Here is a 24,211-nt window from a genome sequence, read left to right as displayed (position 1 = left end):
CTACAATAATGCAACGATTATTTATATTCTCTTATTTTCTCCAGCATATCAAAGGTTGGCTTCATATCTTCACGAACCAGCTTATTCTGCATATTGTATATGCTTCGATAATACTCTGTATTTTCCGGATTCGGTGTATATACTTTCTTTACTTCCAGCCAGGAGTTAAAGGAATCTTTCAAATTATCAATATCACCCACCGCATAAGCAGCAACAACAACATTCGTCATAACTGCTCCACCTGCTTTTTTCAGAGTGGTAACTGTACTATTCAACATATCTGCTTTAATCTGATTCCATAAATCACTGCGGCTTCCACCTTCTGTTACTGTGATCTTATCCAAAGATACTCCACCTGCTCTATATACATCTGTCACACTAATATAATCATAACCGATTGCTTCAAGAACAGCTCTCCACAGCACTTCCTGATTTGTATCCATTGTCATATTTAAAAATGCTCCGCTGGCATTTGCAAAATCACCATATCCTCCTGTCAGATATGGAAGGAATAATACTCCATTAGAGCCAGCCGGCACTTCTTTTGCTTTTTCGGAAAGAATATCGTAATATTCTCCATCACCTTCTTTATCACAGATATTATCTCTGTACCATCTTAAAGATAATCCTCCGGTTCGGATATAACCCCAATAAAAATATGTATTTTCCATTGTTCCACTGTTGAAAATAAGACCAGATTCCGGAGTAGATAACTCTGGCTTAATTCCGTCTGTAGATACACAGAACATCGCACAAGTTCCTGCTACATCCGCTGCCTGATTCACTTCCGTAAGACCACATCCGATCATGGACTGCATCGTATCACCAGCTCCACCACAGATAGGTGTTCCAGGCATAAGTCCTGTAAATGCTGCATTTTCTTCTGTAAGTCCGCCAATAATATCCCACGGTTTTACAATCTTTGGCATATAGGAAATGTCAATACCTAAAATATCAAGCTGTTCCTGTGACCATTCTTTTTTATATACATTGTAACCCAGGCCCCAGCCACTCATAGCACCCCAGTCGATGAATGCATCTTCCGCTTTTAAACCGGCCAATCTGGAAAGAACATATGGTGCGTTATGCATGAACTTCTTTCCTTTTGCTTTAAATTCTTCATTATTTTTCAGGAACCATCTTGCAAACATTGCCGGGAACATACAGTTTGGTACAGCATTTCCTGTTTCACGAGCCCATATATCTAAATTCTTTGCTGTCAATTCTTCTGTATCCTTCTGTGTTCTTGAATCAAGATAATTAATATATGGTGTTATAGCTGCTCCGCTCTCATCTACACCTACAATACCACAAATAATTCCATCTCCAAAAATAGCACGTATCTCTGATGGATCGATTCCTTTCTCTTTTGCTACATTAACAACATCTCTGATTCCTTTTTTAACTGCATCAAGATATTCATCCACATTCATCTGCACCCATCCAGGATGTGGATATTCAAAAAAAGTAGGATAATTTGCTTCGGCAATACATTCCATTTCCAGACTGTACATTACAACTTTTACACTCTGTGTCCCCGCATCAAAGCCAATATAGTATTTACCCATGTATACTCCTTTCTACTATATCAATAGTTGCATAAATATATTGTTGACAAGTTACCTTCTCCCTGTGTTATTACACTGATAACACGTTAATACCTCTTTCTATTTATAATACTATTTTATTGATACAGTAGCAATATTGAAAAAATTTTCAATCCTTCTTTCTATTCTTCTGTCTTTTTGTCTATATTTTTATTATTTTCTGTCTTTTTATTTATTACTCCTTTTTCGAGCAAAATTTCTATTTTTTTCATAATTATGCAATCTACTTAATCAACTACTCTCAGGCAAAAAAGAAGAAGCTGCCGCTGGCAGCTTCTTCTTTGGGTTTTACTTAGGCTTTGTCATTATCCTGGCATATTTAATATGTATTAATTATTGTATAACTTAATTAATAAGCGGGGAATTAAATTGCATATAATCCTTTACTGTGATCTTCTCCATAAATACCCCATTTCTGAATGGACCATGTAAGCTCCGGACTGTTCTTTGCAGCTTCTCTTAATGGAACATCATTCATGCAGGCATCAATCGCTTCTCTAAATGCTTTTGCTCCGGCTCTAGGTCCCATTCCATGACCGTGGATACCAGCACCTACACCTAAGAGAATATCATTTCCTGCGTCCTTCATAAATCTTGGCACAAGTCCAGGTACAACTCCGCCTCCTACGAATGGGAGCATTGGCTTAAGATCATAGAATTTAGCTTTTGTAGTAATCATATTAATAATATAATTATCAAATGTATTATCAAATTTACCGTATGGAGGCTGTGTAAGGTAAACATCACATCCTGCCATTCTACAAAGCTTAGTAACAACTTTGGAACTTATACCCTGATAAGGTGAACAGGTAAATGCTCCATTAAAGCAACTATGTCCAAGAATCGGAACGGTGATATCCGGATCTTCTGCGAGCATTCTTACTGCGGAATATCCAACACCATGTACATCTAACATAATACAGTTACCGCCATTTTCAATAACTGTCATCGCATTGTCTTTTAATCTTGAGATTTCGTCTGTAATGTTACAAGCATAAAGAGTTTTCTCTCCCTTAATTTCTTCTGCTCTGTGAGCAGCATCCATATTTGCTTTTACTCTATCTGCTAATTTATTGAAAGAACGATCTCCACCGATTAACTCATCGTCTTTAATAACATCTACACCACCTGCTGCTGCTTCAAAGAATAACTTAGCACCTACATCTGGTGTATATCCTGTACAAGGCTTAATCATATTATTTAATAATGGACGATCATATGCTCCTAAAATATCTCTGATTCCCTGAATACCAAACTTTGGACCCTGGAATTTATCAACAAATTTCTTAGGGAAATCAATATCTAATAATTTAAGGTATGGCATTGACATAATATTTCCCATAATAGAACCAATCAATAATGGAATATTATCTTCGATGTTTGCTACTGGATATCCGATGCGGATCACATAAAAACGAAGTCCGTCAGGAGCAACCTGTCTATCTACATTTGTCTGATTTTCGAATGCCGGAACTTCATAAATTCCAATGATTTTTGAACAATATTTTGCTCTCATTTCATCTGTTTCTTCCGGAACATCGATCCAGGAACCTGTTGTCTGTTCAATACCGATACTGGCAGCTTTAACAATTGCTTCTTCTTCTTTTGTTGCACCGATCAGATATGTTCCTACACATAAATCGTTCATGTCACATCCTTCATATAAAGGATTTAATAATGGGCTATACATTCTGTCCTGTTGAATCATTTTGCTACCTCCTAATACTTTAAAATTAATAATTATTGTTTTCTCTTTTCTATGACTTTATTATAAATTCTTCTCTGATTGAAAACAAGAAGGAAAATATTTTCTGCCTCCTGATAATATTTTCATAGGAATGTTTTCAGCACCTGCAAAACACCATCCTCCTCCATCGGTGGTGCGATAAAGCGAGCTGCCTTGCATACCTCTTGTCTGGCATCACCTACAGCATAACTGTAGGCTGCATTTGCAAGCATTTCCAAATCATTAATATTATCTCCAAAAGCCACAGTCTCTTCTTTGCCAATATTCAAATACTTCTGTACTCTTGCAAGTCCATTTCCTTTATTTGCTTCTAAATTCATTATATCCATAAAATTATGACCGGCACAGACAAGCTGATGATCACTTCCCCATTTTTCAGAGAACTCTCCTTTTGTTGCCTTCTCTGCATCTTGCGGATGATATACGGTATATTTTAATGCAGGGATTGTTACCTCCATTAAATTTTCCACTAATTCTCCATTGTAATGCATAGATTCTGTCATAATCTTATAAATCTCTTCTCCTCCTTTTTCAAAATATGTCTTTCCGGAACTCTGCCACACGCACTGACACCCTTTTAATTTTCTCGTATCTTCTACCAGAGCAAAGCAATCTGTCAAAGACATGGCATCCGTATATAATTCTTTTCCCTTATATACTCCTCTGGCTCCATTGTCCGACAAAAAAAGCATTCTATCTTTTACGGGAGCAAAGAGTTTCTCCAGGGCATCACAGGGTCTGCCGCTTGCCGCACCAAAAATGATTCCATTATCCTGTAATTTTGCAATAACTTCATAATATTCTTCATTAATGCTGGCTGTACTCACAGGTCCCAGCGTCCCATCAACATCTGTTACTATTAGCTTTATTGTTTTTTTATCTACTGACATAATACATCCCTTGTTGCTACCAGCTTTATACCGGTTCCACAAAAGTCTTCACAAATAACATCGCCAACATTAACCGGTGCTTTTACTGTAATTCGGCAACTTTCCTTTGCACACTCCATTAACATATTTTTCGGTACAGATCCGGCTGTTTTTACGGGAACTAATGCGAATTCTCCATTATCTACTTTGACCGTAGAAGTAAATACACGAACTGGTGATGTAAACTCATTCCTTGCATAGCTCTCACCGTTTTTACATCCAAATCCTTCTATATTTGTAATTGTCTTATCTTCATATGTTACCGTAATCGGACACCCTTTTGGACAGCCGATACAGATGATTTTCGTCTGACCCATAATCATTCCTCCTGTTTTTCAACAGACACGGTAAGTTCATGCACTGTGTCCGTAAGTTTCATTAACGGTATACTAAGTGATACCATTGAACCGGGTGCAATCGTATCTTTTTTAAACTTGGCAATCAAATTATCTTCATTATCTTTTACTACCATGAGAACCTTCTCATCCGGCTTTCTCACACGCATGTATAATTTAACAACCTTTTCGTCTGGATTAGCATAATCAATTCTTTGTGGAACAACATAACCGATGTTCTCTCCAGGCTGTACTGTTATTGAGTTTGCCCGTTTAACTAATTCTCCGTGAATATATTCTGCTGCGGCTTTTCCGGCAATTTCTGCTTCTTCTGTTACATTATCAACCAGATCGTGTACCTGTAATACATTTCCACATGCAAAAATCCACGAAATGTTTGTAAGTCGTTTTTCATTTACAGTTGCGCCTTTTGTAACTTTATCAAGTGTAACACCTACACTCTTTGACAATTCATTTTCAGGGATCAATCCTACGGAAAGAAGAAGCGTGTCGCAAGGTACATAAACTTCTGTCTCCGGAATTGGATTCTTTCTCTCGTCAACCTTTGCGATAGAAACACCTTCTAATCGTTCTCTTCCATGAATCTTTGTTACAGTATGGCTTAAGTAAAGCGGTATTCCAAAATCATCAAGACATTGTACTTTGTTACGAACAAGGCCAGATGAAAATGGCTCTACTTCACAGACACATTTTACATTGGCTCCTTCAAAAGTCATACGTCTTGCCATAATAAGACCAATATCACCAGAACCAAGAATTACTATTTCCTTGCCCGGAAGATAGCCATTCACATTGACATATCTCTGAGCCGCTCCCGCTGTCATTACACCAGATGGTCTGTCACCAGGAATCGTAATTGCCTCTCTTGTTCTTTCACGGCATCCCATCGCAAGAATACACGCTTTTGTTTCTACTTCAAACAGTCCGTCTACACCATTTTGTGCAATAATTTTTTTATCCTCTGTGATGTCTAAAACCATAGTATCCGTTTTTACATCAATATCACTTGCCAAAACCTTTTTGGCAAACCGGGTTGCATATTCCGGACCGGTCAGTTCTTCTTTAAAATACTGTAATCCAAATCCATTATGGATACACTGTTCGAGTATACCTCCAAGCTTGGAACCCCTTTCACAGACCAGAATCTTTTCTACATTATTTCTTCTGGCTTCTAACGCTGCTGCTAATCCCGCAGGTCCGCCACCTATGACTACAAGATCATAAGATAACTTTTTCATCGCTGCTTCCTCCTTCCTGTAAAGCAAGCTCTTTCGCCTGCATAGAAAGTATGTAAGAAGATTTACCCTTCTTTGTAACTTCTAATGGAGAGATTCCTAATTCCTTTTCAAGAATTCCTACAACTCTTGGTCCACAGAATCCACCCTGACACCGTCCCATTCCTGCACGAACTCTTCTCTTTATTGCATCAAGATTCGTTGCCGGGATCGGTCTTCTTATTGCATCAAGGATTTCACCTTTACTTACAGTTTCACAACGACAGATAATCGTTCCATAGTCTGGATTTTCCTCAATATATCTTGCTCTTTCTTCATACGGAAGCTCTCTTAAAAGAACCGGCTTTGGTCTCTTTGGATTATAATTATCCTTAATATTAAAGTTAAGATCTTCTCCTACTTCTCTTACGAGATCCTCTACCATATCCGCAATCGCAGGAACAGAAGATAATCCCGGAGATTGAATACCAATAAGATTGATCATTCCACGAATGGTTTTAGAATGTCCGATAATAAAATCTTCTGTATTCGATACCGCTCTGTTTCCTGCAAATATTGTTGTAACATCACCCATACGTGGAAGCTCTGGATAATATTTGTGAATTGCTTCTGCATAAATGTGATTCAATGATTCAAGATCAGTTGAAAGGTCATCCTTGTCCTCATGTAAAATCGCATTAGAACCACAAAGAATATTTCCTTCTGTTGTCGGCAGCATGATCAAGCCTTTCGAAACTGCCGTAGGGGCTGTGTAGATCGGTCGTCTGATAAAATCCCCATACTGTTTATCATACAGGAAATAAACACCTTTTCTTGGTTTTACCGTATAATCTACATGCTCCACCATACCGGCAACTTTATCTGAATAAAGACCTGCCGCATTGATTACAATCTTTGCTTCAATCGTTCCCTGTGTTGTGTCAACCGAAACAACTCTTCCGTCTTCAGAGTTGATTCCTGTTACCTCGGTATTTAATAATACCTTTGTTCCATTAAGTACCGCATGTTCACCAAGTGCGATCGTCAGCTCAAAAGGATTTAACACACCGGTATTTGGATTAAATAATGCAAACTTCGCAGCAGGATTCATATGCGGTTCTAATTCATGTAATTCTTCCTGGCCTACAATTCTGACTCCTCGAATTCCATTATCCGCACTCATCTCAAATTGATGATGAATAGCCGCCCAGTCCTGTTCCTCAAATCCCGGAAGAAGAGAGCCACATATATTCAAGTCAAAATGCAGATCCTTTGCCAGCTCCTGATAGAGTTCCTTCGTTGCCTTTAAAACCATCTGTCCTTTTAGTTTCGTTTTGTCGACATTGTAACCATCGTGTAACATAGAGGAATTTGCTTTACTTGTTCCCATACACACATCTGCTTCTTTTTCCACCAGTGTAACATCAAAATTATACTTACATAACTGATGGGCAATTCCACATCCTATTACTCCGCCGCCAATAATCAACACATCTGTTTTCATATTTGCGCCCCTTTCTGTTACGTTATAAGTTCTTTTTTACCTAAATTTATTATACTTTTTTGCATTTCCATGTGCAATAATGAAAAAATTTTCCATCCCTATGTAATATTTTCAGAAAAAAAGAACTACTGTACAACACATTTTATGAATTGTACAGCAATTCTTTTTTTACTGCTTCCTTATCCTGCGATCATATTGTTTTGAAAATTTGGAAATAACGATGTAATGATTCAAGGATTTCTCATTAATAAATCTGTTTTATCCAGACTGCTTTTATCTTATTACTGTTTTGCCTTCTTACTCCAAACCATAAGAGACTCTACACAGTTAACCCAGCCGGCATAAAGTTCTTCTCTTTCTTCTTCCGGCATTTCTGGATGGAAAAGACGATCAATCTTACGACACGCAAGAATCTCTTCTTTGTCTTTCCAGAATCCAACTGCAAGACCTGCCAGATATGCTGCTCCGGCTGCTGTTGTCTCTACACTTACCGGACGTTCTGCATCTGCACCTAAAATATCTGCTACAAACTGTGCTACGATATTATTGTTTGCTGCACCACCATCGATACGAAGTAACTTAATAGGGGCACCTGCATCTTTTGCCATTGCGTTTGCAATATCTCTTGTCTGATATCCAAGAGAATCCAACATTGCTTTAATTACATCATATTTATTAGCACCACGATGCATACCGAAAATAGTTGCTCTCGCATAGGAATCATACCACGGTGCTCCTAATCCTGAGAATGCCGGAACGACATATACATAACCTCTTGGAAGCTTTGATTTTGCTGCATAATATTCAGAATCCGGTGTGGAATCAATCATATCCATCTCATCTCTTAACCACTGAATAGAAGAACCTGCATTATATACCGTTCCTTCATAGATGTACTCTACCTTTCCATCTAATCCCCAGCCGATTGTTAAGAGCAGATTATTCTTGGAAGGGATTGGTTTTTCACCAATGTTCATTAACATACATCCTGCTGTTCCGTAAGTCATCTTACACATACCCGGTTCGAAACAACACTGTCCAAACGTTGCAGACTGCTGGTCACCAATACAACCTGTAATCGGAACAGCTACTCCTCCAAAGAAATCCTTTCTTTCTATTGTGCAGAAATGTCCACTACTCGGAAGTACCGTCGGGCACATTGACTTTGGAATATTAAAAAGCTCCAGCATATCATCATCCCACTCAAGCGTATGGATATTAAATAACTGTGTTCTTGATGCATTGGAGTAATCTGTAAGATGGCACTTGCCTTCCGTCAATTTGTACATAATCCATCCATCGATATTTGAGAAATAAAGCTCTCCCGCTTCCGCTTTCTCTCTTGCTCCCGGAACATTATCAAGAATCCATTTAATTTCCGTTCCTGAAAAATATCCATCAATAAGCAAGCCGGTCTTGTCAATAAACATCTGCTCTTTTCCTGCTGCTTTTAATTCATCACAGTATGGAGCTGTTCTTCTGTCTGCCCAGCCAATCGCATTATATACCGGTTCACCGGTATTCTTATCATAAACTACTACTGTCTCTCGCTGATTTGTAATACCCGCTGCTTTAATCTGCTTTGGATCAATTCCTGAATCAGCAACAACTTTGTTGATAACTTCCTTTGTGGTCAGCCAGATTTCTTTTGGATCTTGCTCTACCCAGCCTGGCTGCGGATAATACTGTGCAAACTCTTTAGAACACATTGCTATGATTTCACTATCCTTATTAAAAAGAACCGCACGTGCACTAGTAGTACCTTCATCGATCGTCATGATATATTCTTCCATTTTACCCCTCCCAATACATATAAATTATTCCGTAGTCTCAGCCCTGTACAGTTCCATAATTCTCTGTCCAAGCTGATAGTCAATAATTAACACATCAATTAACTTCCCCTTGAGAGCACTTAAAACCGTATGCGCCTTATATCCCCCTGACGCAATGGTAATCTTCGTATCAATCTTTTTAAATTGCTCGAAATCAATAGCTATCATTCTGTCTGCAATCTCTGTCTTGCATTCTTTTCCTTCTTTATCAAAAAAACGTAAGGCAATATCTCCTACCACGGATTGTTCCTGCAGCCAGCCTAACTCTTCCTTACTCATAAATTCCTGCTTCGCCAGAACGGAATTTAATTCAGGATAAAATGAACCGGTTCCGCTAATTGAAATATTTATATTTTCAAACATCTGAAAAACTTTTTTATTGTTTTTCTCCTGCTTGATAATATCTGCTGCCTTCTTACTGCTCATTAGAGCTTCGGTAAGTAAATAATAATGCGTTCCTGAAAAAGCCTTTGCCATTCTCAATACTAAAGTCCGCACATCTAACTCATTCCTGCAGCATGCAATACTCCCATGCAATGTCACAAAAGCCGCATCTACTTTTTGTGCAGGATTTAAGTAATTAATAAGACGGTAAATCGTACTTCCCCAGGTAACACCTAAAACATCATTCTTTTTTATAATTCTTTGTAAATATCTAGCTCCTTCCAGTGCCACTAGCTTTTTGGCACTTTCTTCATCGCTTAAATAGTTTCCATCCTCTGCCTCTACCGCCAATCCCGGTGCAATAATAACATCCTTAAGTCCGAATGTATCTTTTAACTTCTTCTCCAGTGAAATACATTCTACATAAGGATCTCTTATTACAAACTCTACAATCTTTTCCTGTTTTGCTTTTTTTAACATTCTTGAAACTGTAGTAACAGATATTTGTAAAGCTTTTGCGATCTCATTCTGAGAATAATTCTCCATATAATACATATAGGCAATTTTTATTACCAAAAAAGCAGATTGATTATACATATCTACAGTCACAGCTAAGTCTCCTCTTCATGTCAAGTAATAATCACTAATCATATTTCTATAGTATCCCTATTTTTTGTCAATAACAATAATGAAAATTTTTTCCCTCCTATATATCATGTCATATTATATAAATGCCCACAAATTTTCTAAAAAATTTGTGGGCATTTTAAATATAACATTATAAATTTACTCTGTCAAATATTTGTCCCCATCTGCAAATGGTGCACAAGCTATAATATACTCATTATAGTCATCGGTCGGATTAGATACCTTATGAAACTCTCCCGGTTCAATATGAAACATCTGTCCCTCTTCCACAATCGTTATAACTCCATTGATTTCTACTTTGAGCTTCCCTTTAAGAACATAGAAATTCTCTTCCATTATCCGGTGTACATGAGGTGTTGCCACCTCTCCCGGACGCAACTGACACAATCCAAAGTTTGATCTTGGTCCTTTCATTAAATATTTGGGACCATGATCTCCATGACGATATTCTTTGTCTTTAGAATCTACCAAATACATATAATATTCCCTCCTCTCATAGAGTAACTACGTATACATTTTTATTTTAATACACCTCTTTGTTATTTTACAAGATTGAAAAAATTATTCCTCTTTTCATTTCCTTGCTGTTACCGCAGATGCGGAACATCCTTTTGGACATGGAAGAATTGAATATATTGCAGCTTTGATCGTGTCTTTTCTTGTTATTGAAGTGGGATTTACTTTTTTTAAAAGTTCGATTTCAAAGATATTACATCCAGAAGAGATCACTTTTAATCCTGTACCATTTATTATTCTTATTTTATCAATTCTAGTCAAGCTGTGGATGGTATTTTTTAATAATAAGCTTGGCAAAAGAATCGATTCTAAAGTTATGCTTGCAACTGCGACAGATTCTCTCGGCGATGTTATTACAACGAGTGCTACTGTAATTTCTATCATTATCTGCCACTTTACATCCATTAATGTCGATGCGATTGCCAGTCTTATTGTTTCTGCTATTGTTATCTAGTCCGGTATATCTATCGCAAAGGATACTTTAGAGCCTTTAATCGGTGAACGTGTCCCTGCTGAACTTTACCAGAAAATTACAGATATTGTAGAATCCTATGCTGGTATTGTCGGCACACATAATCTGATCATCCACAATTATGGACCGAACCATAACCACTGTCTACAGTTACTTCTTCCAAAATCTCTCCAAATGCGTTTTTGTGCTTTTCTAACACAGGAATCAATGTATTATAATCAGTCCGGTCATTACTTACATAAGTCTAGACAATGAAATAATTCTCTACGGCAATCTGGAGCAAATTTTTCCAGAGTTTCAGGATCTCCAGCGAAGAACAGTTGTCAATCTCAATGATTGTATTATTTGACAGCTTTTTATGTTTCGTCAGTTTCCGTTTCCGGCTTTTTCTAATGACATCCCTTACTTTTTCCATCCCTTCAATCACAAACATATGGGCATGGGGAATGTCATATCTTATGCTATACTCATTTTCATCAATCAGAACATTATATTTCTGATACAGCAAATCAACTGTATCCAGAAGTCCTGCAAGAGTTAATTTTCTGTTGCCCTATTTCAAAAAATTCGTTATAATAATCTTGTCTTAGCATAGTTCCATTATAACATGGAACGGAGAGAAGATGGTTGTCGTTGGCCATCTTTTTTCTTTTTATGGAAAAATTCTAGGGGCAGATTTGACTTACATGAATCAAATCTGCCCCTGTTTGGAACTATCTATTTCCCGACAGCCCCGTTTTTATTATTCATTATGTAGTAAACTAAATTACTATTATATTCTATAATGGTAATGCGGCATAAAGAGCTACAGCTACTAATGCACCGATTACAGGTCCGATTAATGGAGCTGTTAAACCATAAGCCCAGTCAGCATCTCCTTTACCCTTAATAGGTAAGATAGCGAATGCTAAACGAGGAGCTGTATCTCTGGCTGCGTTCATAGCGTATCCTGTAAGACCACCAAAAGATGTACCACAAGAAACGATTACTAAGAATACACCAAATGTTCCAAGATCAAATGCGCCACAAGCTGCTTTAATAGCGAATACTAACCAGAATGTTGCAATTGCTTCCTGAAGAATGTTGTAAGGGATATTTCTTACGCCAGGAGCTGTACAGAATATACCTCTAAGGCTATCACCTAAATCTGAAGATGCATCAAACTGAGGTTTAAATGCTACCCATACTAATACTGCACCGATGAAACCACCAGCCATCTCAGCGATAATCATTTCGATAATAACTGCGATTGTGTAGCCATCTGCTGCTGCTAATGTTCCGTCTGCGAACAGAGCGATTGTCAATGCAGGGTTATAAGATGCTGGACAGATGCCGCTGAATGCTGCTGCTGGGAGACAAACTGCAAGACCCCAGCCAAGTGCTATAAACAGAGCGCCTGCTGCTTTAAATCCAGAATTGTTCAGTGTAACGTTGGCACAAACACCATCACCTAATAATACAAGTAAAATGGTTCCGACAAATTCACCAATAATTACGTTAGTCATATTAATTCCTCCTATTCAATTAATGTTTCCAATTAAGTACACTAGTGCTGATTTAAATATAACACTTATAGGGGTATTTGTCTTTTTACATTGTAAGAATTATGTGAGAATCTGTCATATTTCTTACGATATTTTTTCGTTTTTTTACCTTACAATTCCATTTTCATGGGCTATTTTGCACTATTTCAGTAATTATTCCTATCTTTCTTTTAGATATTTTATCTAATTATTATGTTTCTTGCTCGGTTACTTACTCTTTCGTAATTCTTACGGTTGAAAGAAATTTATCAAAGAGAAACTTTATTTCCATTTGGAGTAACTGAAGATTGATTTCCTCATGCTCCCTGATGTAATTGATATAAAATCCAAGAAAAGCCTCCGTAAAAAATGTTACTGTAAAATCTTCCTTCTCCTTACGTAGATTCCAGACGGAATCGTCCAGACACTCTTCGATCATAAGACGTACTCTGTGTTCAAATAGTTTGTATAAGTCACTGCGTACTTCCTCTACACTCAGATTCTTTATCAACTTTCTGTAATATTTGTAATCCTCACATGTGTTTATAAATAATGTATGAAACCATATTTCAAACGATTCCTCTTCTGACGGAAGTTTTTCTACGATCTCCTGTTCAAAAATCCAGTGCATGATGTCATATTTATCCCGGAAATGATAATAAAAGTTTTCTCTGGTCATGGCGCTCTCTTTTGCGATATCGCTTATCGTAATCTTCTGAAATGACTTCTTACACACAAGCTCCTTAAATGCCTCTGCCATTTTTCCTTTCGTTCCGTTCATTTTGTCTCCCTCCACTAGCAATCTGTTTATCTCAGTCGAGAAGACTCCCACCTCTTTCAGGTGGTGAGTGACAGCAAATTTGTCTCAGTGGGAGTCCAATCTCCGACTGAGATAAACGCTCCGCGAGGATGCGCAGTGATTCTGTAAAGAATATGTCAGCTTACGCTGACCAGAATCACGCGCCAAGTCTCGCGGCTGCTCGACTTGAATCTTTTATCAATGCAGCTATCACTGCAAACTTATATTCCTGCAGATCTATAATCAAAAACTTACCATAAACTTGGCTTTACCGCAGTAATCAGTCTTTCTTCCGCCTTCAGATACGCTTCATCTACCATTCGCTTTTCTTCTGTGCTTAAATTATGACTTTGTGCATAGCTCTGCCAGGAAGACATCGCTACCAGTAAATCTGTCATTGTCGTACAAGACTTCATCTTCGTTTCATATCTTTTGATTTCTTCGTCTGTTCTGCTCATATTAACACCTCACATTTTCTCATCTGATTCGGATATTTCCCAGCCTGATCTTATCCGCTTATAAAATTCCGAAAATATATTCTTATATTATAAGTTGATTTTATTTTTGTAGCAATAAAAATATCCATCCTGTAGCTATTTTGTTTTGCACTTTTTATAACAAAAAAGGACATAAAATTCTAAAAAAATTCTATGTCCTCTTTATTTCATTGATTCATCCGTTTTATAATCTTGAAAAATATTCTACAGCCTTTGCAAAATCTGCGATCGTTTTCTCTGCATCGCCATGTGCAATTCCGTCTTTTACACAATGATTTAAATGCCCTTCTAATACTACCTGCCCAATCTTATGCAGGGCAGTTTTCGCTGCATTAATCTGTATAATAATATCCTCGCATGGAACATCCTGCTCGATCATACGGTCAATTGCCTTGATCTGCCCCTCTACTCTTTTTAATCTTTTATGTAAATTATCCATATCCATACATTGTCTCATAAAAAGTCCCCCTTAGTATTCTTATATAGTCTCAGAATCTTTCGATACTTGCTTTTGGGGTTAAATTCCGCCAGTTGTACTCAAGTTTCCGCAATGTTACACTTCATTCACAAACGACTGTATATTATACGGTTTAGTATATCACTATTTTAAGAATCCGGAAATGATCATTTCTTCTGCTTCTTCTTCTGTCAGTCCTAATGTCATAAGTTTAATAAGCTGTTCTCCTGCAATCTTACCGATTGCTGCCTCATGGATCAGTTCTGCATCCAGATTATTCGCCTCTAATTCAGGAATCGCACGAACCTTTGCGTTATCCATGATGATCGCATCACATTCGCTATGTCCGGCACAGGCATTATTACCTGAGATCTTCGCGCGGAACATCTGATAAGAATCATTACGTGCAACGGAACGGGATACAACGTTCGCACTGCTTCCCTCACCGTCTAAGTCCACTGCAAACTGTGTTTCTGCTTTCTGCTCTCCATGTGTCATAAGCTTCTCGGAAATCTCAAGCTTTGCTCCGTCTTTTAAATCGGCTTCTGTCTCACGCATTGTGCTGTCAATTCCCTTAATCTGTACGGTATCCATATAAAAATATGCATTCTCGTCAAGATGAATGATCGTCTTTGGATTCATCACCTTACCGCCTTTGCCGTCACCATTACCATAATGCTTCTCCACATAACGAATCTTAGAATTCTTTCCAACAAAAAATTCATGAATACCATCATGCTGTGAAAGTCCGTCACCACTGTTATGAATTCCGCAGCCTGCTACGATCGTCACATCACAATCATCACCAATATGGAAATCATTATAAACAAGGTCGGTAAGCCCTGTCTGACTGATTACAACCGGAATATGCACGCTTTCCTTCTTTGTTCCCGGCTTGATGATAATGTCGATTCCCGGTTTATCTTCTTTAGAAACAATATCAATGTTCGCTGTCGTATTTCTTGCAGCAGCAGCTCCATTTGCACGAATATTATATGCTCCAGCCGGTACTCCATGAAGATCTGCAATCTCTTCTAATAATTCTTTCTGTATTAAATCCATGATTCTGTCCCCCTAATCTCTGTTTAATTTCTGACACATACTTGATTTGTAAAGGAGTTCCGGAATAACCTCTTCTCCTTTTCCACTCTTTTCTACAAGTCCGTCATTAATTACAATGATTCTGTCTGCAATTTCAAGAATTCTTTCCTGATGGGAAATGATCAGGATCGTACCGTCTGTCTTCTCATGAAGATCTTCAAATACATGAATAAGGCTGTTAAAGCTCCACAGATCAATTCCTGCTTCTGGTTCATCGAATACGGAAAGCTTTGTTGCTCTCGCCTTGATCATAGCAATCTCTATACGTTTAAGCTCACCGCCTGAAAGACTGCCATTCAGTTCTCTGTTAATATAATCTCTTGCACATAATCCTACCTGAGAAAGAATATCACAGATTCCGGCAATATCTAATGTCTTTCCAGAGGCAATGCTCATTAAATCTTTTACTTTTAATCCTTTAAACTTTACAGGCTGCTGGAAAGCATAGCTAATCCCTTTCTTTGCCCTTTCTGTAATATTCAGGTCTGTAATGTCCTCACCATCTAATAAAATCTTACCGGATGTTGGTTTTAAGATGCCGGCGATAATCTTTGCAAGAGTGGACTTTCCACTTCCGTTTGGTCCTGTAATCGCAACAAACTTCTCATCAAATGCAAGATTAATATCTCTTAAAATCTCTTTATCATCATCATCAACCATATAGCTGATATTTTGTAATTCAAGCATAGTTTCCTCCTATCATCTCCTATGTACTCTCGAGTCTTTTGTGCTTGATTTTATGAAAAGATTCCGAGCGTACATTCATCGTAACGTCTAAATTCCATATATAACATAGAGACTTTCAAAAGTCAATAAAACAGCCCCTTTTTCCCTTTGTTTTTTTGTGCATACTACACTGCTTTACTAGGATTTACTCAGGGTCGCTGACAGTGGTTTTGTCAAGTTTCTCTAACTTTTTCCCAAGCCTTACTTCTTCCATATGTTTTGCATCCTCTTCTTTTGCATAATCCAAAAGATAATTTCTTTTCTCACCATGCTGCTGCCCATTTATCTCCCGAATCTGCTTTTCTGTCCGTTCTACCTCTTCATAAAAATCTCTTGCAGAAATACGGTATGCGCCCTGCCCCATAACAATAACCTGCTCTAAAGCATCCGAAGTCGCTACTGTGACCTTATACTTTCTGCCAATTTCATGTGTCGTCTTTTCAATATACTGATCTGCCGTTTCCGCTTCTTTTGTATACACAACATAAATATTATGGTATTTCTGCACTTCTCCCTGACTTCCTTTTACTTTATATGCATCAAAAACAAGAATCAATGTACAGCCTGTAAATCCCTGATAGTTACTTAAAATATCCATCAGCTTATTTCTTGCAGCATCAATGCTTGCTTTGGCAAGTTCATTTAATTCTTCCCAGGCAAAAATAACATTATATCCATCTACAAGTAAATATTCTTTTTTCGGTTCGGTATCTTTTATAACAGTTTTCCGGGGCATTGGTGCCGACACGGTCTGTTTACGATAACCGCTGTAACGATCTCTTTCTTTTTGTTTGGAGCCAAACTCTCTCTCCATGATTGCAAGGAGTTCTGGATCATCTCCATATCCTGAGGAATAACTACTATTTCCAAAATGGGTGTTTCCTGTTATCGTCTGCTCTTCTTCTGATATCTCATCAGATCCTTCTGATAAAAAATCTTCTTTTATATGCATATATTCCGGTACTTCGTCCCATTTTACAAGAAATCCGGCACCATGTGCGCAGAAAACAGAACCGGTTGGATTATCAATATCTCTCTCACTGTCATAGCCGATCTGTTCTATTACTTCTTCTGCATTATGACAAGGTTCATATCCTTTTAAAGTGAATGTGATTCGTCCACGTCCCTTCGTATAAGTCCAGACTTCCCGCTGATAATCACGCATTTCCGAAGCTGGTGCTGTTCCGGTAAGCCGCACCATTCCCTGCTTATCCTCCGCCTCCGGACCTTCAAAACTTCCATTCATCTGCCCGATATCTGACATCGCCCTGCCTACTTGATCAGACGGAACTTCTAAAACAAAAGAGTACCATGGTTCTAGCAATATACTTTCCGCAGACTTTAAGCCCTGTCTGACAGCCCGGTAAGTTGCCTGACGGAAGTCACCGCCCTCGGTATGTTTCAAATGTGCCCTTCCTGCTACAATCGTTATCTTCATGTCCGTAATCGGCGAACCGGTAAGCACTCCCGGATGTTCTCTTTCCTGCAAATGTGTCAGAATCAGGCGCTGCCAGTTTCTATCAAGAACATCCTCACTGCAATCTGCATCAAAAACAAGTCCGCCGCCGGCCTCAAGAGGCTCCATTTTAAGATGAACTTCTGCATAATGACGAAGTGGTTCGTAATGTCCGACTCCCACAACAGAATTCTTTATCGTTTCCTTATATACAATCTTTCCCGTACCAAACTCAACATCTAAATGAAAACGCTCCGCAATCATTGTCTTTAAGATTTCTGTCTGCACTTCTCCCATTAACTGTACATGAATTTCTTCTAATGCAGGATTCCATACAATATTAAGAAGTGGTTCTTCCTCCTCTAATTGTTTCAACTCCCGGAGAACCTTTGTCGTATCCGCTCCATCCGGCAAAATCATCTGATATGTTAAAACCGGTTCTAAAAATGGGGCAGCTGTACCTTTTTCCACACCAAATCCCTGTCCGATATAAGAAGAAACCAGTCCCGTAACCGCACAGACACCCCCGGCTTCCACTTCATTTACTGTCTCATACTTTGCTCCGGAATAAATACGGATCTGATTCACCTTTTCTTCTTTATCCACCAGATTCACCGGCATCTTTACAACAAGCTTTCCACCAGTTACTTTTAAGAATGTGAGACGTTCTCCCTTATCATCTCTGGAAATCTTAAATACCTTCGCTCCAAATTCTTCTGTTCCCGTATACGGCTCCATATACCGTTCAAACCCATAAAGAAGTTCCTGTACTCCCTCTAACTTTAATGCTGAACCAAAATAACATGGGAATACTCTTCTTTCCTTTATCAAGCGACAGATATCTTCCTTCCGAATACTTTCATGCTCCATAAAATAGTCCAGTACCTTTTCATCGGTCATTGCCAGCTCTTCCAGAGTTTCTGTACTCTCTTCCTTCCCAAAGGCAATGCATCCTTCATCAAGACGTTCCTTTAATTCTGAAAGCAATGCCGCTTGATCTGTTCCCTGCTGATCCATCTTATTAATAAAAATAAATGTAGGGATAGCATAAAGCTTTAACAGCTTCCATAAAGTTTCCGTATGTCCCTGCACACCATCTGCCCCGCTGATAACAAGCACCGCATAATCAAGTACCTGCAATGTTCGTTCCATTTCCGCAGAAAAATCAACATGTCCCGGTGTATCTAAAAGGTTCACTTTTTTATTTCCGAGTGAAAAAACAGCCTGTTTTGAAAAAATCGTAATTCCTCTGTCTCTCTCTAATGCATACGTATCAAGAAAAGCATCTTTGTGATCGACTCGTCCAAGCTTACGTACCGTTCCCGATAAATACAACATGCTTTCCGATAATGTTGTCTTTCCGGCATCTACATGCGCCAGTATTCCCATTACAATATTCTTCACGTTTTTCACCTCATTTCAAAAATCCAATATACTAACTGTTACACCACATAAGAAAAGCGACATGACTTCTATCTTCAAAGCCCTGCCGCTCTTATATTCCTTATCACCTGACCTCTGGTCATCTAAAATGTATTATCGGAATCTTTTTGTGCTTGATTTTGTGAGAAGATTTTTTGTCAGTTGTGCCCAATTTTTGAGACGTACGCGGTGCGTACGTTGATGAAATTCGGGTGCGACTGGCGGGAAATCAGCCACAAAAGCAAGTGCAAGAAAGACTCTGAGAGTACATTAAACGGAGATGGAGGGATTTGAACCCTCGCGCCGGTTATAGCCGACCTACCGCATTTCGAGTGCGGACCCTTCAGCCACTTGGGTACATCTCCAAAGCACAGCGACAATTATATCATATGGGAGACGAAAATGCAAACTCCTGTAATAGGAAAATGTGAAGATAATCGCGGCGTAGAAAATGCGTCACCGCATTTTTACTTGCTCCGACATCACATTTTCCTATTACAGGAGTTTGCATTTTCTGGCTTCTATAAATTGATGGTGTGGGTTTAGGTCAGGGAGTTTCTGCTATAGCTACCTCCTTCAACGGTCGTCTGTTTCCAAGCAGACTATCTCAGCTCCTTGAGGATTTCGAAAGCTTCCTTCATGGTATTTTTCACGAGGTGTGTTTTTTTCTCATATTGTTTACGGTAAAATTCTACATTTTCCCTGGAAGGTTCAAATACATTTTTCAGGTGAATATTCCCTGATAAAGCTTCGGTGATATTGTCTACATCTCCTACTGCATAGGCACCAAACATACAGTTTGTCATAACGGCACCGGCCGCATTCTCTAATGTGACTGTACGACTGTCTAACATATCTGCTTTCATCTGGTTCCACATATTATCACGACTTCCGCCTTCTGTGATCGTGATGCGGCTTAAGTCAATTCCCGCAGAACGATACAGATCTGTGATTTCCATGTAATCATAACCAATCGCTTCTAAAACAGCATGCCATAAGGTCGCCTGATCTGTATCCATTGTCATGTTTAAGAAGCATCCTACCGCATCCGGAATATCATTGATTCCACCTGTCAGATATGGAAGGAAAAGTACACCATCTGAACCTGCCGGAACTTTTCTGGCATCTTCTTCTAATACTCGATAATAATTATCGTCTTCTGCCTTTTTACAGATATTATCCTTGAACCAGCGTAACGCAAGACCGCCGGTACGGATATAGCCCCAGTAAAAATACGTATCTGGAAGAGAACCGCTGTTAAATACAAGACCGGCTCCTTTCTTGCTTAATTCCGGTATAATTCCCTTTGTGGATACACAGAACATCGAACAGGTTCCCGCAACATCAACGGCCTGTCCCGGCTTCATATTTCCACTTCCGATCATGGACTGCATAGTATCTCCTGCACCTCCACAAATAGGAATTCCTGCCGGAAGTCCTGTTTCCTGTGCAATTTCTTCTGTTAAATGTCCGATGATATCCCATGGCTTTACGATTCGTGGCATCATTTCTTCCGGAATACCAAGAAGATCAAGCTGTTCTTTCGACCAGCATTTCTCTTCTACTTTATATCCAAGTCCCCATCCAGACATTGTTCCCCAGTCAATAAACATATCTTTTGCAGAAAGACCTGCAAGATGTGCCAGTACATAAGGGGCATCATGAATAAACTTCGCGCCGTTTTCTTTAAATCCTTCTATATTCTTTAAAAACCAGCGGGCAAACATGGCAGGGAACATACAGTTTGCTTCCGGATTACCTGTTTCTTTTCCAAAAATGTCTAAATCCCAGCTATTTACGAGATCTACATCATCCTTTGTACGTGAATCAAGATAATTAATATATGGTGTGATCGCATTACCGTCTTTATCTACACCGCAGATACCACAGATAATACCATCTCCCATAATCGACTTAATCTTTGTCACATCCAGTCCTTTTTCCTTCATCAAAGAAGCACATTCCTTCATTCCTTTAATCGTGAGTGCCAGATACTCATCCACGTCCATACTTACCCATCCCGGCTCCGGATAAGTTAATGTTGTTGGTGCGGAAGAGGATACGATACAATTCATATTCTCATCATATACCGCTACTTTTACACTCTGCGTTCCTGCATCAAATCCAAGATAATACTGACTCATTTTTCAATTCCTCCATTCTTTTACTATGCACTCTCGGAATCTTTTTGTCCTTGATTTTACAAAAAGCTCTGAAAATACATTACGAAAAACACAATACATTCTCTCCAAATAATAAAGTTTGAACAGGGAAGGAAACTTTAGCTTTTTTAACCCATAAAAAATACCCCGATAGAAATATTATCGGGGTTAAGCTACACTTTTAAACGAACTGATATAATATTATGCATCAGAGTCCACATCATGTAATTCTATCCTTTACTGATTCTATCCTTTACCTGATGCTTCATTCAATACAATAAAAATACTATAAAAACCGCTCTCTTCTCATTCTTCTCTCATCCAGACTGTACTGTCGGCTTCGGACTCTCACCGAATCATGCCAATGGCTCGCGGGCTTATGTTACCAGATTCGTTCGCTCATAAACAGATGCTTCATCTGAAACAAATACCGCCGGTAGGGAATTACACCCATCCCCGAAGATTCTGTATTTATTTACTCGTTTATTATAACGCATTATGAATATGGATTCAAGATAAAAATAATGGAAAAATTTTATATTTCTATTCAAGATATATCGTAGATGTGGGAGTCATCTTACATCCGATATATCCTACACATATTCAATATGTAAATAAAACATTTGATGTCAGAACTTTTCCTTTCTATACTTAAGCCATACGAAAGGAAAGCCAGGTGTTATTATGCAAACTGTTTTACCAAGAGAGGAAGAAGTTGAAGCTATTTTTTCCCAGATTCTTGCTTCTCCGGATTCCTGCAAAAAATTAATGGATGTTTTTTATGATGCAATGGATGATAATCATTTATTAGAATCGGATGATCCGAAACATTTTTCCAAAGTACTCTTTTATGCCTATCAAAACGGTGATGTCACCGCTCTTTTATTAAAACTTTGCGGAAAAAGTATGTTTGATCTTTTAAGAGATGCGTACCTGATTCCTAAAAAATTTCATGGAAAAGCCGGAATGAATCCTGTTCTTTTAACAAATCCTGACGGAGAGCTTTTGCCTACAGCAAAGAAAATCGTTTCCAGTAGAGAGTATAGTAAATTTAAAGAAATTTATAAGAATCATGAATGTGCGCCTCGTTCTAAACTTTATCTTGCCGATGGATATGATATCGTTCGTTCCTATGTTGGCGGCAGCGAGATGAATATTACGGAGAAAAAAGAAAATAAACGACGTGGTATTATGATTCTCTATGCACTTCCTGATACGAAAAAGTTAGGTTTAACTGAAGCACAGGCTTACGCTGTTGTATGGAATACCTTCCATAATATCCAAAAAGAAGCTCCCCATGCAATCGTTTATTACGGACAGGAAACCGGATTAAAGAAAGAACAGACTTTTGATGAAATCGGTATTCTTCTTCCTATTCGTGAATTTGAAAAGAAAATGTTACACCATTTGAGTGAGGTAGACGGACTTGTTTTAACCTGTCGTGAAAAAATGATTAAAAAAGCCGGGGTAAAAAGTCTTGAACTGTAACGAAATCTATAAAGAACTGTAAAGGGAAGTGTTAAAATGAGTCAGTCAACAATACGAAAAAATCACATGGATGTTCTCTGGCATGAATATACTGACAATAATGGAGAAAATATTCCGGTCACACAGGCAAGTCTTACAGAAAAGGCTTCTATTATCGGCAGAGTAGGTATCATGCTCTTATCCTGTGGAACCGGTGCATGGCGTGTACGAAGTTCTATGAATACGCTTGCTGAGACGATGGGTGTCACCTGTACAGCGGATATTGGGCTAATATCAATTGAGTATACCTGTTTTGATGGAGAAGAAGGCTTTACACAATCTCTTTGTTTAACAAATACCGGAGTCAATACTTCAAAGTTAAATCGTTTGGAACATTTTATCCGAAACTTTGAAACAGAAGGAAAGACTATGTCTGGAAATCAACTGCACGATTTTCTTGATAGTATCGAAGAAATTCATGGTCTTTATTCTCCAGTTGCTCTTGGTATTGCTGCTGCTATCGCCTGTGGCGGATTTACTTTTTTGCTTGGCGGCGGACTGATTGAAATGTTCTGCGCTTTTATTGGTGCCGGTCTTGGAAACTTTTTAAGATGCAAATTAACCAAACATCATTATACTTTATTTCTTGGCATTGTTTTATCCGTATCTTTCGCCTGTCTTTCCTATGCTGGACTTTTAAAGCTTGGGGAAGTCTTTCTCCATCTTTCTGTGCGGCATGAAGCCGGATATATCTGTGCCATGTTATTTATCATTCCGGGATTTCCTTTTATCACCAGCGGTATTGACCTTGCAAAACTGGATATGCGTTCCGGTATTGAACGACTCGGTTATGCTCTGATCATTATTTTAGTTGCAACAATGTCTGCCTGGATCATGGCTTTGATTCTCCATCTTCAGCCGGTTGACTTTTTAAAAATCTCATTACCATTATCTGATTGGATCCTGTTCCGGCTTCTTGCAAGTTTTTGCGGTGTATTTGGTTTCTCTATTATGTTCAACAGTCCTGTTCCGCTGGCAGTAACCGCCGCATTGATCGGTGCTATTGCAAATACGCTGCGTCTTGAACTTGTTGATCTGATAAACTTTCCTCCTGCCGCCGCCGCATTTATCGGCGCTTTGACCGCAGGTCTTCTTGCCTCTTTGATAAAAAATAAAGCTGGGTATCCAAGAATCTCTGTCACAGTTCCTTCGATCGTTATTATGGTTCCGGGGCTTTATCTTTACAGAGGATTCTACAACCTTGGTATTATGTCCCTTGCTACTTCCGCAACCTGGTTTGCTTCTGCAATTTTAATCATTCTGGCTCTGCCGCTTGGATTGATCTTTGCCAGAATACTTACCGACAAAACCTTTCGGTATTGTACCTGATCG

19 protein-coding genes, 1 tRNA gene, 2 pseudogenes and 1 riboswitch are annotated in these 24,211 nt (G+C 38.6%); of the genes and pseudogenes, 3 read left to right on the top strand and 19 right to left on the bottom strand.

The features are described 5' to 3' along the window. Positions 1–17: 17 nt before the first annotated feature. The 9 genes from FYJ25_RS00945 to FYJ25_RS00905 form a co-directional block, all read right to left on the bottom strand. The gene (locus tag FYJ25_RS00945) at positions 18–1,568 is read right to left on the bottom strand and encodes an FGGY-family carbohydrate kinase (protein ID WP_154580302.1); all 1,551 of its coding nucleotides are present in this window, start codon (positions 1,566–1,568) and stop codon (positions 18–20) included. Between the two features lie 403 nt (positions 1,569–1,971). Beyond that, a complete protein-coding gene (locus FYJ25_RS00940) occupies positions 1,972–3,315 on the bottom strand; it encodes a RuBisCO large subunit C-terminal-like domain-containing protein (protein ID WP_154580301.1) in 1,344 nt (447 codons plus the stop codon). Between the two features lie 122 nt (positions 3,316–3,437). Next, positions 3,438–4,244, bottom strand: coding sequence for a Cof-type HAD-IIB family hydrolase (locus FYJ25_RS00935; protein ID WP_154580300.1), 807 nt, complete (start codon positions 4,242–4,244; stop codon positions 3,438–3,440). Further along, positions 4,235–4,600 carry a DUF1667 domain-containing protein gene (locus FYJ25_RS00930; protein WP_154580299.1) on the bottom strand — a complete coding sequence of 122 codons (366 nt, stop codon included), beginning with the start codon at positions 4,598–4,600 and terminating at the stop codon, positions 4,235–4,237. Before FYJ25_RS00930 ends, FYJ25_RS00935 begins: the two co-directional genes overlap by 10 nt. Positions 4,601–4,602: 2 nt before the next feature. Beyond that, positions 4,603–5,877 carry an NAD(P)/FAD-dependent oxidoreductase gene (locus FYJ25_RS00925; RefSeq protein WP_154580298.1) on the bottom strand — a complete coding sequence of 425 codons (1,275 nt, stop codon included), beginning with the start codon at positions 5,875–5,877 and terminating at the stop codon, positions 4,603–4,605. Further along, a complete protein-coding gene (locus tag FYJ25_RS00920; RefSeq protein ID WP_154580297.1) occupies positions 5,858–7,357 on the bottom strand; it encodes an NAD(P)/FAD-dependent oxidoreductase in 1,500 nt (499 codons plus the stop codon). The genes FYJ25_RS00925 and FYJ25_RS00920 overlap by 20 nt, the downstream gene beginning before the upstream one ends. Before the next feature lie 281 nt (positions 7,358–7,638). Continuing rightward, on the bottom strand, positions 7,639–9,150 hold the full coding sequence (gene glpK, locus FYJ25_RS00915) for a glycerol kinase GlpK (protein WP_154580296.1): 1,512 nt from the start codon (positions 9,148–9,150) through the stop codon (positions 7,639–7,641). A gap of 24 nt (positions 9,151–9,174) precedes the next feature. Further along, positions 9,175–10,182 carry a sugar-binding transcriptional regulator gene (locus tag FYJ25_RS00910; RefSeq protein WP_154580295.1) on the bottom strand — a complete coding sequence of 336 codons (1,008 nt, stop codon included), beginning with the start codon at positions 10,180–10,182 and terminating at the stop codon, positions 9,175–9,177. Between the two features lie 177 nt (positions 10,183–10,359). Then, positions 10,360–10,698: a cupin domain-containing protein gene (locus FYJ25_RS00905; RefSeq protein WP_154580294.1), complete on the bottom strand. Its 339-nt coding sequence runs from the start codon at positions 10,696–10,698 to the stop codon at positions 10,360–10,362. Between the two features lie 103 nt (positions 10,699–10,801). On the opposite strand from FYJ25_RS00905, the pseudogene FYJ25_RS00900 reads away from it, so the two are divergent. Then, positions 10,802–11,347, top strand: a pseudogene (locus tag FYJ25_RS00900) (cation diffusion facilitator family transporter); the annotation flags it as partial. On the opposite strand, the pseudogene FYJ25_RS15195 reads toward FYJ25_RS00900, so the two are convergent. From FYJ25_RS15195 to FYJ25_RS00850, 10 genes and pseudogenes are all read right to left on the bottom strand, one after another. Continuing rightward, a pseudogene (locus FYJ25_RS15195) lies at positions 11,328–11,762 on the bottom strand (IS1182 family transposase); the annotation flags it as partial. The pseudogenes FYJ25_RS00900 and FYJ25_RS15195 sit on opposite strands and share 20 nt — an antisense overlap. 226 nt (positions 11,763–11,988) lie before the next feature. Beyond that, entirely contained in the window at positions 11,989–12,714 is a 726-nt protein-coding gene (locus FYJ25_RS00890) for an MIP/aquaporin family protein (RefSeq protein WP_154580293.1), read from the bottom strand. Positions 12,715–12,964: 250 nt separating this feature from the next. Further along, positions 12,965–13,513: a TetR family transcriptional regulator gene (locus FYJ25_RS00885; protein ID WP_096239240.1), complete on the bottom strand. Its 549-nt coding sequence runs from the start codon at positions 13,511–13,513 to the stop codon at positions 12,965–12,967. A gap of 269 nt (positions 13,514–13,782) precedes the next feature. Further along, complete coding sequence (locus FYJ25_RS00880; protein WP_021907293.1) at positions 13,783–13,989, bottom strand: hypothetical protein; 207 nt, start codon at positions 13,987–13,989, stop codon at positions 13,783–13,785. Positions 13,990–14,212: 223 nt separating this feature from the next. After that, positions 14,213–14,485: a metal-sensing transcriptional repressor gene (locus FYJ25_RS00875; RefSeq protein ID WP_096239239.1), complete on the bottom strand. Its 273-nt coding sequence runs from the start codon at positions 14,483–14,485 to the stop codon at positions 14,213–14,215. Between the two features lie 144 nt (positions 14,486–14,629). Further along, on the bottom strand, positions 14,630–15,547 hold the full coding sequence (locus tag FYJ25_RS00870) for a SufB/SufD family protein (protein ID WP_096239238.1): 918 nt from the start codon (positions 15,545–15,547) through the stop codon (positions 14,630–14,632). Positions 15,548–15,559: 12 nt separating this feature from the next. Next, the gene (locus FYJ25_RS00865; protein WP_021907290.1) at positions 15,560–16,273 is read right to left on the bottom strand and encodes an ABC transporter ATP-binding protein; all 714 of its coding nucleotides are present in this window, start codon (positions 16,271–16,273) and stop codon (positions 15,560–15,562) included. Positions 16,274–16,457: 184 nt separating this feature from the next. Then, the gene (locus FYJ25_RS00860; protein WP_154580351.1) at positions 16,458–19,157 is read right to left on the bottom strand and encodes an NYN domain-containing protein; all 2,700 of its coding nucleotides are present in this window, start codon (positions 19,155–19,157) and stop codon (positions 16,458–16,460) included. A 308-nt stretch (positions 19,158–19,465) separates the two neighbouring features. After that, positions 19,466–19,555 (bottom strand) — tRNA-Ser (locus FYJ25_RS00855). 237 nt (positions 19,556–19,792) lie between these two features. Beyond that, positions 19,793–21,334 (bottom strand): FGGY-family carbohydrate kinase, encoded by a 1,542-nt coding sequence (locus tag FYJ25_RS00850; protein ID WP_096239235.1) that lies wholly within the window; start codon positions 21,332–21,334, stop codon positions 19,793–19,795. A gap of 323 nt (positions 21,335–21,657) precedes the next feature. Beyond that, positions 21,658–21,820: riboswitch (FMN riboswitch) on the bottom strand. Positions 21,821–22,036: 216 nt separating this feature from the next. On the opposite strand from FYJ25_RS00850, the gene FYJ25_RS00845 reads away from it, so the two are divergent. Together FYJ25_RS00845 and FYJ25_RS00840 are read left to right on the top strand one after the other, a co-directional pair. Further along, positions 22,037–22,840, top strand: coding sequence for a DUF4866 domain-containing protein (locus tag FYJ25_RS00845; protein ID WP_021907287.1), 804 nt, complete (start codon positions 22,037–22,039; stop codon positions 22,838–22,840). 36 nt (positions 22,841–22,876) lie between these two features. Next, positions 22,877–24,208 (top strand): threonine/serine exporter family protein, encoded by a 1,332-nt coding sequence (locus tag FYJ25_RS00840; protein WP_154580292.1) that lies wholly within the window; start codon positions 22,877–22,879, stop codon positions 24,206–24,208. Positions 24,209–24,211: the final 3 nt, after the last annotated feature.

The organism is Anaerobutyricum soehngenii (assembly GCF_009697165.1).
Taxonomy (GTDB): domain Bacteria; phylum Bacillota; class Clostridia; order Lachnospirales; family Lachnospiraceae; genus Anaerobutyricum; species Anaerobutyricum soehngenii.
The sequence above is the reverse complement of the archived record's forward strand: the minus strand, read 5'-3'. Positions and strand labels throughout refer to the sequence as shown.

What these genes read in the sequence shown, in the direction of transcription:
- FYJ25_RS00940 (WP_154580301.1), bottom strand. Translation starts at nt 3,315, where the DNA reads ATGATTCAACAGGACAGAATGTATAGCCCATTATTAAATCCTTTATAT.
- FYJ25_RS00840 (WP_154580292.1), top strand. Translation starts at nt 22,877, where the DNA reads ATGAGTCAGTCAACAATACGAAAAAATCACATGGATGTTCTCTGGCAT.
- FYJ25_RS00890 (WP_154580293.1), bottom strand. Translation starts at nt 12,714, where the DNA reads ATGACTAACGTAATTATTGGTGAATTTGTCGGAACCATTTTACTTGTA.
- FYJ25_RS00920 (WP_154580297.1), bottom strand. Translation starts at nt 7,357, where the DNA reads ATGAAAACAGATGTGTTGATTATTGGCGGCGGAGTAATAGGATGTGGA.
- FYJ25_RS00945 (WP_154580302.1), bottom strand. Translation starts at nt 1,568, where the DNA reads ATGGGTAAATACTATATTGGCTTTGATGCGGGGACACAGAGTGTAAAA.
- glpK (WP_154580296.1), bottom strand. Translation starts at nt 9,150, where the DNA reads ATGGAAGAATATATCATGACGATCGATGAAGGTACTACTAGTGCACGT.
- FYJ25_RS00935 (WP_154580300.1), bottom strand. Translation starts at nt 4,244, where the DNA reads ATGTCAGTAGATAAAAAAACAATAAAGCTAATAGTAACAGATGTTGAT.
- FYJ25_RS00925 (WP_154580298.1), bottom strand. Translation starts at nt 5,877, where the DNA reads ATGAAAAAGTTATCTTATGATCTTGTAGTCATAGGTGGCGGACCTGCG.
- FYJ25_RS00845 (WP_021907287.1), top strand. Translation starts at nt 22,037, where the DNA reads ATGCAAACTGTTTTACCAAGAGAGGAAGAAGTTGAAGCTATTTTTTCC.
- FYJ25_RS00850 (WP_096239235.1), bottom strand. Translation starts at nt 21,334, where the DNA reads ATGAGTCAGTATTATCTTGGATTTGATGCAGGAACGCAGAGTGTAAAA.
- FYJ25_RS00930 (WP_154580299.1), bottom strand. Translation starts at nt 4,600, where the DNA reads ATGGGTCAGACGAAAATCATCTGTATCGGCTGTCCAAAAGGGTGTCCG.
- FYJ25_RS00875 (WP_096239239.1), bottom strand. Translation starts at nt 14,485, where the DNA reads ATGAGACAATGTATGGATATGGATAATTTACATAAAAGATTAAAAAGA.
- FYJ25_RS00860 (WP_154580351.1), bottom strand. Translation starts at nt 19,157, where the DNA reads ATGGGAATACTGGCGCATGTAGATGCCGGAAAGACAACATTATCGGAA.
- FYJ25_RS00885 (WP_096239240.1), bottom strand. Translation starts at nt 13,513, where the DNA reads ATGAACGGAACGAAAGGAAAAATGGCAGAGGCATTTAAGGAGCTTGTG.
- FYJ25_RS00880 (WP_021907293.1), bottom strand. Translation starts at nt 13,989, where the DNA reads ATGAGCAGAACAGACGAAGAAATCAAAAGATATGAAACGAAGATGAAG.
- FYJ25_RS00865 (WP_021907290.1), bottom strand. Translation starts at nt 16,273, where the DNA reads ATGCTTGAATTACAAAATATCAGCTATATGGTTGATGATGATGATAAA.
- FYJ25_RS00905 (WP_154580294.1), bottom strand. Translation starts at nt 10,698, where the DNA reads ATGTATTTGGTAGATTCTAAAGACAAAGAATATCGTCATGGAGATCAT.
- FYJ25_RS00870 (WP_096239238.1), bottom strand. Translation starts at nt 15,547, where the DNA reads ATGGATTTAATACAGAAAGAATTATTAGAAGAGATTGCAGATCTTCAT.